This window comes from Yoonia sp. I 8.24 (assembly GCF_022096995.1).
Classification (GTDB): Bacteria; Pseudomonadota; Alphaproteobacteria; order Rhodobacterales; family Rhodobacteraceae; genus Yoonia.
Map to the genome: position 1 here is coordinate 159518 of NZ_JACXGQ010000003.1, position 10462 is coordinate 169979.

9 protein-coding genes are annotated in these 10462 nt (G+C 53.2%); 4 read left to right on the top strand and 5 right to left on the bottom strand.

Annotated features, from left to right (window positions below):
• The first annotated feature begins 164 nt into the window (after window positions 1–164).
• Together Yoon_RS06590 and Yoon_RS06595 are read left to right on the top strand one after the other, a co-directional pair.
• On the top strand, window positions 165–2225 hold the full coding sequence (locus Yoon_RS06590; RefSeq protein ID WP_238111286.1) for a hypothetical protein: 2061 nt from the start codon (window positions 165–167) through the stop codon (window positions 2223–2225).
• A 136-nt stretch (window positions 2226–2361) separates the two neighbouring features.
• Window positions 2362–3522 (top strand): rhamnan synthesis F family protein, encoded by a 1161-nt coding sequence (locus Yoon_RS06595; protein WP_238111288.1) that lies wholly within the window; start codon window positions 2362–2364, stop codon window positions 3520–3522.
• Here Yoon_RS06595 and rfbA read toward each other — a convergent pair.
• Genes rfbA through rfbC form a run of 4 tightly spaced genes read right to left on the bottom strand, consistent with a single transcriptional unit; the run spans window position 3519 to window position 6860 of the window.
• Window positions 3519–4388, bottom strand: coding sequence for a glucose-1-phosphate thymidylyltransferase RfbA (rfbA, locus tag Yoon_RS06600; RefSeq protein ID WP_238111289.1), 870 nt, complete (start codon window positions 4386–4388; stop codon window positions 3519–3521). The two genes, Yoon_RS06595 and rfbA, sit on opposite strands and share 4 nt — an antisense overlap.
• Window positions 4385–5251 carry a dTDP-4-dehydrorhamnose reductase gene (gene rfbD / locus Yoon_RS06605; protein ID WP_238111291.1) on the bottom strand — a complete coding sequence of 289 codons (867 nt, stop codon included), beginning with the start codon at window positions 5249–5251 and terminating at the stop codon, window positions 4385–4387. Before rfbD ends, rfbA begins: the two co-directional genes overlap by 4 nt.
• The gene (gene rfbB, locus Yoon_RS06610; protein WP_238111292.1) at window positions 5248–6297 is read right to left on the bottom strand and encodes a dTDP-glucose 4,6-dehydratase; all 1050 of its coding nucleotides are present in this window, start codon (window positions 6295–6297) and stop codon (window positions 5248–5250) included. The genes rfbD and rfbB overlap by 4 nt, the downstream gene beginning before the upstream one ends.
• Complete coding sequence (gene rfbC / locus Yoon_RS06615; RefSeq protein WP_238111294.1) at window positions 6294–6860, bottom strand: dTDP-4-dehydrorhamnose 3,5-epimerase; 567 nt, start codon at window positions 6858–6860, stop codon at window positions 6294–6296. Before rfbC ends, rfbB begins: the two co-directional genes overlap by 4 nt.
• Window positions 6861–7071: 211 nt before the next feature.
• Here rfbC and Yoon_RS06620 point away from each other — a divergent pair, with 211 nt between their 5' ends.
• Complete coding sequence (locus Yoon_RS06620; protein ID WP_238111296.1) at window positions 7072–8343, top strand: rhamnan synthesis F family protein; 1272 nt, start codon at window positions 7072–7074, stop codon at window positions 8341–8343.
• A 7-nt stretch (window positions 8344–8350) separates the two neighbouring features.
• Here Yoon_RS06620 and Yoon_RS06625 read toward each other — a convergent pair whose 3' ends face one another.
• Window positions 8351–9484, bottom strand: coding sequence for a hypothetical protein (locus Yoon_RS06625; protein WP_238111298.1), 1134 nt, complete (start codon window positions 9482–9484; stop codon window positions 8351–8353).
• A gap of 234 nt (window positions 9485–9718) precedes the next feature.
• Here Yoon_RS06625 and Yoon_RS06630 point away from each other — a divergent pair, with 234 nt between their 5' ends.
• Window positions 9719–10384: an SOS response-associated peptidase gene (locus tag Yoon_RS06630; protein ID WP_238111299.1), complete on the top strand. Its 666-nt coding sequence runs from the start codon at window positions 9719–9721 to the stop codon at window positions 10382–10384.
• The last annotated feature ends 78 nt before the right edge of the window (window positions 10385–10462 follow it).

Genomic DNA, 10462 nt, shown 5'->3' on the forward strand with positions numbered 1-10462 from the left:
AAGCAGCGCCAATGTCTTCTTGCCAGTGCAGTTGCATCTCGCGAAGAGACTTAGATGAACCGGATAGTGCCTGAGGGCGGCAGCCGCTTTAGTCTTAAGAGCAGCGGTCAGGCGGGTCCCGTAAAATCGTTGACAAACATTTGCTTCTCTGCGCTGTAGTAGCCATGCTTCACTACTATTGCTTTGCCCATGAACCGATCCGATTTGCGCTAGATCCGCGCGTTGTCGTCGTTGAAATGGGACCGCGCGGTGCGAGCAAGGTTGAAGCGACCAATCAGGTTGTACACGCCTATGATTTGGTTGAGGATCTTGCGAAGGATCATTGCTGGCTAGGTGGTAGTCTTGGCAGTTTTGCCGTGCTGCGCCATCTCGCGCAGGTCGGTGCATCGCCTACAGATCGTGTATGCATTTCGCATTACCGTCGCTTTTTGTCGCCTGAACAACATGGGCAAGATGCGGCATCTGAGCCGGGTATCCGCACGATTTCTACTGCGGATTGTGCGGTGCTAAACCCCTACAGCCTTGCCGAAAGCCATGCTCTCCCAATTCTCACTTCACAGCCTTGGACGGGCGGTTTTGGTGTGGGGCTTTCGGTGCGCGATCAATATGCGCGGGCACATTATCTAGAGGATCTCGACCGCTATATCGCGTTGGCGGTTGAGCTTGGTATTGTTGATCAAGGGAAGGTTGCACAATACCTTGACGCCCCAGTTTTTATTCCCGGCGGCATAGAGTTCAGCATGTGCCCGGTATCAATTTACGTTGATATCATTCAGAAAATCGAAAAATTGAACCGCGCCTATCTTGCGCGCTTTGAGACAGCTCACCGATCTGACTACCAAGATCGGTTTCTCTGCTACTGCAATGAACGGTTGGGCAGTTTCTTTTTGTCTGAGGCTGTGTTGGATTTGGATGCGCCTGAGGGGGATTGTGCGGGTTACATGCATATTGTGACCCCAACGCAAGCGATTGAACCGGGGATTTGGCAACCGCAAAGCGCGGCGCAAAAAACGCAAAGGATACTCACTGGCCGGACCTGTGTGTTGCACGTCGGGATGCCGCAAACAGGCGCGACAAGCCTTCAGTTCGCATTGCAGGACTACGATGACGGGCAGAGCATATCTGCGGGCCATATGATGCCCAATGGCTACCCAGTGAATAACGCGCTGATTGCGGGCGCGTTAGAACAACATGAAATCGATGCCTGTTTGGATTTTGTTGACCGGCTGGGGCAGACTGACCTTGATACGCGCTACCATGGTTGCGCGTGGGCGCTAAACGATCTGCGCCGTGATCTGGGACATCATCCGCATAGGGATGGCATCCGCGACGGGCTTGTTGCTTGGTTATCGGCACATTCGACTCCGCGTGTGCTGTTTTCGGCGCCTGCACTGTTCAATATGCCCTCTGTCATGGGTCAGTTGTCGGCCTGGCTCGGCGCATTGTTTGATGATGTGCAGGTTATAGCATATGTTAGCCCCCCAGAAACACGTTTTGGGTCTGCGCTTGCGGATGCAGTCAGCGCTGTCGAATTTTCACAGTCTCGGTGGCTTTGGAAGCAACCGATTGAGGGGATTTCAATTGGTGGCGATCGCTTTATTGCTGCCTCCAAAGCGCAGTTTGGCCCTGCAAATGTGCGCGTAGTTCCTTACGATCGTGCAACGCTTATCGGGCATGATATCACCCATGATTTTTGCGCGCGTTTTGATTTGGATATTGAAAAAGCGAAAGCGCTGAACGTGCCACATGGTCTCAGTGCCGAAGCGACAGCTATCCTCGCAACCTATGTGGCATACGCGCGCGCCGATCCGCTGCCCGCAAGGAGCTTTGGTAACCGGATGGCATTGCACAAAGTTCTCGAAAGCTTTGGGGAAAAGGTTTTCTTGCTGAATGAGGCAGGCGGAGGTGTTGGCAATGATTATGTGCGCATCACAACGCGACAGGACATTCTCGATTTTGGTGCGGAGCAGATCGAAAGTTTCCGACAGCATTTGGCTTCACAATGGTCGCTGCAACTGCCTAAATCGGTCAACAGCAGCCGGGTGCTCGGTCAATATTTGGATGAATTGATGCGGTCGAAGCTGCGGGCAAAGATTACGCCAGTTTTGCCGCAAGGGTTTGATCCCGATCGGTACATTTGGAAGAATCGAGATGTGGCTTTAGCAGGTATTTCGGCAGAGAAACATTTCCTAAGGCATGGGTACTTTGAGGGGCGTCAGACCTAGACCACTGCGCGCGGGCTGTCTAAAAGCCCAAGTTGTTTTGTTGGGCTTATTTGGCTATTTGAACTGGTAGTACCCCAAATACGCGTGCGGCGCGTGCAGTCTTGGGGCAGGCTAATGATTGTTTTGAGGGTGTGCATTGCCACCAGTTTGGAAATTAAAGCGTGAACTGATCCGGCTTGCGTCACAGACCAGAGACCTGCCGCGTCGGGTTTTGGAATGTCACGCGCGCAAGAAATACGACAGTGTGCGCTGGGACAATATCCGTATTTCTGGCGCATCAGAAGCACAGACGTCAAAGTATTGTATCTTGCTCGTATTCCAGCCGGCGGAGCTGCCCGCATCTTTGATCCGGACATGCGAATTCATGAAAACCAAAGGCTACAATGTCATTGTTGTTGCAAATGGCGGGTTGCGCGTTTCCGCACGCGAACAGGTTTTGACATCGGCTTGGCGGCTCTTGGAGCGTCCCAATTTCGGCTATGATTTTGGGGGCATGCGCGACGCCATCCACTATCTGCAAGAGCAGCAGGTTTCGCCCACAAAACTGGCGCTAATGAATGACAGCATTTGGTTCCCAATGTGGACTGGCAGTGACGTAATTGAACGCTTAGAGTGCTCTGGTTGTGATGTGACAGGGCTACTGCTGCATGTGCCGACGCGCAACGAATACCCAAATCATATGGCGCAATCGCGCCCCTTAAGCAAACGCGCGGAACATATTGAATCCTATCTGACAATGGTGTCCGCCAAAGCATATGATGACCCGGCATTTGCGCAGTTTTGGGCGACGTATGAGCAAACCAATTCCAAGATACTCACGATCAAACGCGGAGAGGTTGGATTTTCGCGCGCTATGGAGAACGCGGGGCTGACAGTTGGGGCTTTGTCGCGTCGGTGGCTGTTTTTGCAAGAAATAAAGACGCGCTCTGATCGCTTTATTGAACAGACCCTGCGCTATGCGGCCTATTCTGACGCCCATTTTGAGCGTGAATCTGTGGCCCTTCTAGCCGCACCGCGTGACGGTACTTGGCGCGACGATGCGTTGGAACATATTGAAGATGTGGTGCGCGCACGTCGGTTTAATGTGTCGTTTTGTTGGGCGACCGAGCAGATATTTCAAACGGCATTTCTGAAAAAGAACATCGACCGGTTGTTCCGTATTGGCCGGATCCGGTTTTTGGAAGGCGTCGATAATGGCGACATACTTTGTGACAATCTGGAAGCGCTTGCCGAGCTTAGAACAATCACAGAAATTGATCGCGTGAAAGTTCCAGAAAACACATGGTCCCCACGCTAGTCGAGGATCGATAGAAGGTGGTTTCCATAGGTGCTTTTACGATATATTTCTGCTTGTTGGCGCAGATCATCGGCGCTGATCCAACCTAGGTGATAGGCAATTTCTTCGGGCGACCCGACCTGTAGCCCCTGTCGTTCAGTCATCGTGCGCACGAAATTTCCTGCATCAAGCAGGCTACTGTGGGTCCCCGTGTCCAGCCAAGCGAAACCGCGTCCCATGTGCTCGACGCCTAGCGCGCCTTCTGCACGATAAAGTTCAAGAAGGTCGGTAATCTCAAGTTCCCCTCTCTGGGAAGGGTTTACCTTTGCGGCCAATTCAGGCGCGCGCCCATCAAGGAAATAAAGGCCTGTTACAGCGTAATTCGATGGCGCCTTTTGGGGTTTTTCTACAATCTCTGTGACATTGCCGTCGGGATCGAAATCCACGACGCCATACCGTTCAGGATCGTTGACGTGATACCCAAAGACAGTCCCTCCGTTATGCCGTTCATTCGCGGTGGCAAGCAGGTCACGCAATCCGTGGCCGAAAAAGATATTGTCGCCAAGTATCATGGCCGACGGGGCACCGGCGAGAAATTCGCTCGCAAGGATATATGCCTGTGCAAGCCCTTCGGGTTCGGGTTGGCTGATCCAAGTGAAGCGTAACCCCCACTGACTGCCGTCGCCCATCAATCTTTGGAATTGTGACTGATCATCAGGCGTTGTGATGATCGCGATTTCACGTATGCCACTGAGCATCAGAACTGAGAGCGGGTAGTAAATCATCGGCTTGTCATAGACCGGCAAAAGTTGTTTTGACGCACCGATGGTTGTTGGCCAAAGACGCGAACCCGTCCCACCAGCTAAGATGATACCCTTGCGTTTCATATCTTTGCCTCGCTTCTTTGCTCGGCAATGATGTCGCTGAGGCTTTTCCGCCAATCCGGCTGGACGATACTAAACGCCTCGGTCAGTGAAGTGCAATCAAGTCGCGAATTTGCGGGGCGTTCTGCAATGGTAGGACAGGCGCTTGATGGAATATCATGGATCGCGCAGTTCAGCCCGCTAGTTTCCATGATTGCGCGCGCGAAACCGGCCCAGCTGACTGCTGGTTTGCCGCAGAAATGATAGGTGCCACCATCATGCCCGTCCACCATCGCGCGTGCTGCCTGAAAGAGCGCAGTGGCGATATCACCTGCAGCAGTTGGGCCACCGATTTGATCGGCGACGACATTGATCGTGTCGCGGTCTTTGCCAAGCCGTTGCATGGTCAGAAAAAAATTCTTCCCGTGATCTGAAAACACCCAGCTTGTGCGCAAAATAAAATGACGCGCGCCGCTTTTTCGAATGGCAATCTCGCCGGCCAATTTCGAACGCCCATATGCGGACAACGGCTTTGCTGCCTGATCTGGTGGAATGGAATGGGTTCCCGCGCCGTCAAAGATATAATCTGTTGAGAGATGTAAGAACGGGATATTTTTTTGCGCGCAAGCCGTGGCCATTGCGCCGGGTGCATCTGCATTGATGACGGTTGCAATTTGTTCTTCGCTTTCGGCTTCATCGACCGCGGTAAAAGCCGCCGCATTGATGACGGCATCTACATCAGCCGCCATAATCGCTGCATTGCAGATCTCGGGAGAGAGTAAATCCGCAGCTTCGCGACCGAGAAAGATGCAGGTCACATCTGATGGGCAATTGCGCGCAAGCGCGGTGGCGACCTGGCCGGTTTTTCCAAGGACCAAAATCTTCATCGCGATACGCCCAACCGCGCGCCAACGCCTTTGCGATTAAGTAGAGGGCGCCACCACTCTTCGTTATCAAGATACCATTGCACTGTTCGCTCTAACCCTTCTTGGAGAGAGACCGATGGCTCCCAGCAAAGTGCCTCGCGCATGCGGGTCGCGTCAATTGCATAGCGCGCATCATGGCCAGGGCGGTCAGCGACATGGGTGATCTGATCAGCGTAAGTGCCTCGGGGGCAGGGGCGTTTCTTATCAAGTATGCCACAGATCATGCGGATCAGATCAATATTGCGCAGTTCATTATTGCCGCCGATATTGTAGCTGCTGCCGATTTTGCCACGTTGCAAGACTTGCAGTAATGCGTCGGCGTGATCTTCGACAAACAGCCAATCGCGGATGTTTTCGCCAGTGCCGTAAACGGGAATATCTTTCCCGGCCAAAGCACTCAAAATTACCACCGGAATTAGCTTTTCCGGGAAATGATAGGGGCCATAATTATTGGAACAGTTCGTCAGGACGATTGGCAGCCCATATGTCGCGTGCCAGGCTCGGACCAAGTGATCTGATGCCGCTTTTGACGCAGCATAGGGAGAGCGCGGATCATAGGCCGTACTTTCGGTGAATTTTTGCCCGGGATCGGCGGAAAGCGATCCAAAAACTTCATCGGTTGAAACATGAAGGAAACGAAAGCTGTCTGGCTTGCCTGACTTGATCCAATAGGATCTGGCGGCCTCTAACAGGTTGAACGTGCCCGTCATATTCGTGTCGATAAAGTCCGCAGGTGCATCTATTGAACGGTCGACGTGGGATTCCGCGGCCAAATGCAAAACGGCTTCTGGCCTGTGTTCGGCAAATATCGGGTCAAGCGCAGCGCGGTTTCGGATGTCCGCGTGTGCAAAGGTGTAGCCGGGCGCATCTTTGACAGACCGCAGGTTTTCGAGACACGCCGCATATGTCAGCGCATCAAGATTGATCACATCATGTCCGCGGCCTATCGCAACTCGCACAACGGCTGACCCAATAAATCCGGCGCCGCCTGTGACCAGCAGCTTCATGTGAATTGCTCATAGGTGAAGGGAGAGCTGAATTCTGAAAACGGTGGTGCGGTGGCATCTTTTTCCGAAAGAATTGGTGCGCCTGAAAGGGACCAGTCAATGCCCATACTGTCCCATCTGACCGATCCATCGCAGTCGGGAGCATAATAATCGCTACACTTGTATTGCACTTCGGTTTGCGGCACGCGGGTCACAAACCCATGCAAGAACCCTTTGGGGATAAACAGCTGTGCGCCGTTTTGCGCGGTCAAATCAATACCTGCCCAAGTACCAAACGTCGGAGACCCTTTGCGGATATCAACGGCGACATCGTAGATCGCCCCTTTGGTACAGCGTACAAGCTTGTCTTGGGCCTGCGGCGTTGATTGGAAGTGCAGCCCGCGCAAAGTGCCGGCGGCTTCGGACCGAGAATGGTTATCTTGCACAAAATCAGCGGAAATTCCGACGGCCTGCAGATCGCGTTTGTTCCATGTTTCTTCAAAGTAGCCCCGCGTATCGCTAAACCGCTTTGGCTGGACCACGATCAGATCGGGAATTGACAGGCGGTGGGCTGGAATGGGCATAAAGAATTCTACTTAACACGGCGTGAATAATCTGGCAGCAACGCAGCCAAAGTAATTCAAAGGGTAGAGGTTGTTGCGCAAAGGTGCAATCAATCAGACTTCCGTTTCGCCGACCCACATCCAAGACCTGGCAATTCGCTCTCGCATAGGCGGCGGTTAAGGTGATACGACATCAAAATAAAATGCTAACACCCTAATCGCGGGCGCATACGTGGATACTAGAGACCAGACAAATCTGCCGTCGCCGGAAGCCAGCCAACCCCAGAGCGAGAGCATCCCGAAGCAATCATTGAAGCAGGTGGTCGGATTTGGTGCGATTTTGGCATGGAATTACGTTGGGTATGTTGTGACCTCCGCGCTGTCGTTTATTGCCCTCCCTCTGTCGGCACGTGCATCGCGCCGTTTCGCGCGCAGCGCTGCCAAGCGCGACCCAAAAATCGCGACTCCCAGAAATATCGCTGCCATCTTATCCTCGCAAAGGTTTCAGCCTGCATTCTGTCTTGGGGCCCATGGGACTGCGATAACGCGCGTCGGCGCGGCGCGGTCTTACCTAAGCCAAATCCATTCAGGCGTTGATCCGCGCAAACCAGAGCCCGGATTTCACCCGCTTCTATTCGCGCAAGACATGGCGCAGGATATTTCAGAGCGCGACGACCCCTATACAAAATTCCTGCAACTTGATTGCCCTGAAGGGGCATGGCAGTTTCCGGTCATCACAGGTGGCAACGCCCAGCCAGTAAAAGGTGGTTTGACCGACCTTAAGGTGGCCTTGCATGTGCATGCCTACTACATTGACCAACTGCCGGATATCCTTGCTCGGCTATCCATCAACCAGCATCAGCCTGACCTATTTGTCAGTACCCGTAGTGAAGCCGATGCAATGCATGCGGGCGAAACCCTTGCCAATTATGCCGGACAGGTCATCGAAATTACGACGTTCCCCAATGTTGGCCGCGATATTGGGCCGATGCTGACGGGATTTGGCCCCCAATTGATCCGCGACTACGACGTGATCGGCCATGTGCATACGAAGAGAAGCTTGTTTTCGAAAAATGATACATGGGTTGCCAACTGGGTTGAACTCGCGTTTTCTAATATGCTTGGTGGTACGCCGGCCGGACCAATGATTGACCGGGTCCTTATGGCAATGGCTGCGGACGCGCAGGTTGGGATGGTCTACCCAGAGGATCCACATATTCCGGGGTGGGGGAAGAATGCGGATGCGGCCAAAGAAATCGCGGCAAAGCTGAACTGCGGGCCATTGCCCGATGCGTTCAATTTCCCTGTAGGCACGATGTTTTGGGCGCGGTCGGGTGCGCTTGGGCCTTTTGTTGAACTGGGGCTTTCATGGTCCGATTACCCGGCCGAGCCAATCGCAAATGATGGCACGATGCTACATGCGCTCGAACGGTTGTTCGGCGCGGTTCCAACGCAAATGGGATGGAAAACGCAGGTGACCCATACGCCCGGTATTTACCGCTAGCCTATTCTCAAGAATATTTGCGCCCTTCGTAGCGGCCATTGCTCAGATAGTGTTTCACAGGGTCGACCCCGGCGGCCTCAACATCTGGGTTTAAGAGAAGGTAGACCAATGGATCAAAGCCTGTTGGTAGCGCCTTGTTCGGCACAAACTTGGGTCTGTTCAGTTCCATCTCCATGGCCTCGCGTATCGTCTCAAAGAGCGGTGTTAAGTCTTCCAGACGATATGTGTCGTCACTTGTTTGGTCATAATCACGCGGATGATTGCGTAGCTGTTCGTCTGCAGGCAGCTTTCCATTTAATGTCGCGATTGCGCCAGATAAGTAGTCAAGCAGAATGCGGTCGACCTCTCTGAAATAGGGGTCTTTGATGGGATCAGTTTGCGCACGAAAGCGTTTAATCAACAGCGCCTTAAGCACCGATGATCCAATGTGTTTGTTTGTTGTGATGATTTGACTGGCTTGGCGATAGGAAACGGATGGGTTGCTAAGGCGATCCTTGGGGTGGACTCGTTGGAATTTTGCCGCATCAATCCCCATTTCACGCAACATCGGGGCGAAGATGTCTTTGCGGTGAACGTCGTAGTTGATGATCCGCACGTCGAAGCCTGTCGTGATGTAGCGCGCGACATTCATGGTAACTCTGTCTGATTGGCCTGAAACGATGAGAGCAATGCGTTCGCTAAGGCTATGGTGCGATTTGCCCGTTTTTACGCGTTGCTTCCATGCAGATATGGCTTGATCATAGGGATCACGCACATAGGCGACCAGAGTGACCCTATTTTCGCGTTCAAGCTTGCGAAGGATGTCTGATGCCTTGTCGAAGTCTAGGTTCGAAATGGCTTCAGAGCTGAAAAGCACTTTGTCGCAATCCGCTTCTGCGAGTCCTTTGCCGATAATTTGCTCAAACCAAACTAGATCAGTGCGGTTGACCCCATTTTGAAAGGTTGGGACACCTTTCCGTTCTATAATGTGCACCATATTTCCAGTGCACACGCCTGAGGAAATGGTCCCTAAGCTCTCTGGAAACGGATAGGAAATGCCTTGATCGGCGAGGGCTTTGGCGTTGATCGTCAGGCATTCTTGCAGAGCTGATGACCCCGTCTTGGGAAGTCCAATATGCAGAAAGATATGTCGTTTTTTCAACGGCGCCCCCAAGTTGATATCGTGCAGGTCACTGGCTTTGCGCCGAATTCCTTAAGCGCGCTTAGTAACTGATAGACTAGTGGCTCGCGTGAAGGCAAACCAGTTCTGTTGGCTGCCACTTTTGAGTTCGTGCACGGGGCATTGCGCTCGGCGAGATTTTATAGGCTGTTTCGTCGTTGAACTCAAGCTGCCAGCCCAGTAGGGTTTTCCTGTCTTGAGGTCGAGGAGAGTGACATGTGTGGGCGCTTCATTGATCCGGCTGTGCGCGGCACTGACCAAGAGCATAGCGAGACGCTTGTTGATCCGTTTCCCAATAACCCCGTCATCGTTCCGCCGCAGGGCCCACGGCGGTATAATGTTGCCCCGACACAGGACATTTTGATCATTGCAAAATCGCCGCTTGTTGCGCTGCGGGCGCGCTGGTGGCTTGTGCCATCATGGCACGACGGCGCGTTAAAGGATTGGAAGGCCACAACATTTAATGCACGTATCGAAGAGGCCGCGCAAAAGCCTAGCTTTCGCGCAGTCTGGCGGCATGGACGGTGCCTGATCCCCGCCGGTGGGTATTACGAGTGGAAAACGACAGAGGGTCGCAAGACGCCGCACGCTGTCTTGTCGCACAGCAATGAGCCGACGCTTTGGTTTGCGGGGTTGGCGTCGCGTTGGCGCGATATGTTAACCTGTACAATGATGACCCGTGTTGCAAATGCAGATACCAAAGATTTGCATCACCGGATGCCCGTGGTCTTGGATCAAGATGAACGTGCCGCGTGGCTCGCAGGAAGCGACGCGGTGGCAGGGTTCGGAGAAACGGCGCGGTTGCGACATTATGCCGTGGCGCGCTTTGACAGCCGCCAAGAGGGGGCCGACTTGATCGCGCCAGCATCAATGCAGCAATAGGGTGCCGAAATTCCAGCGAAGCGCTCTTGTTTGGTGGGGCGTACCGTGCCAACCTTTGATTGTATTTTAAGAAAGGAT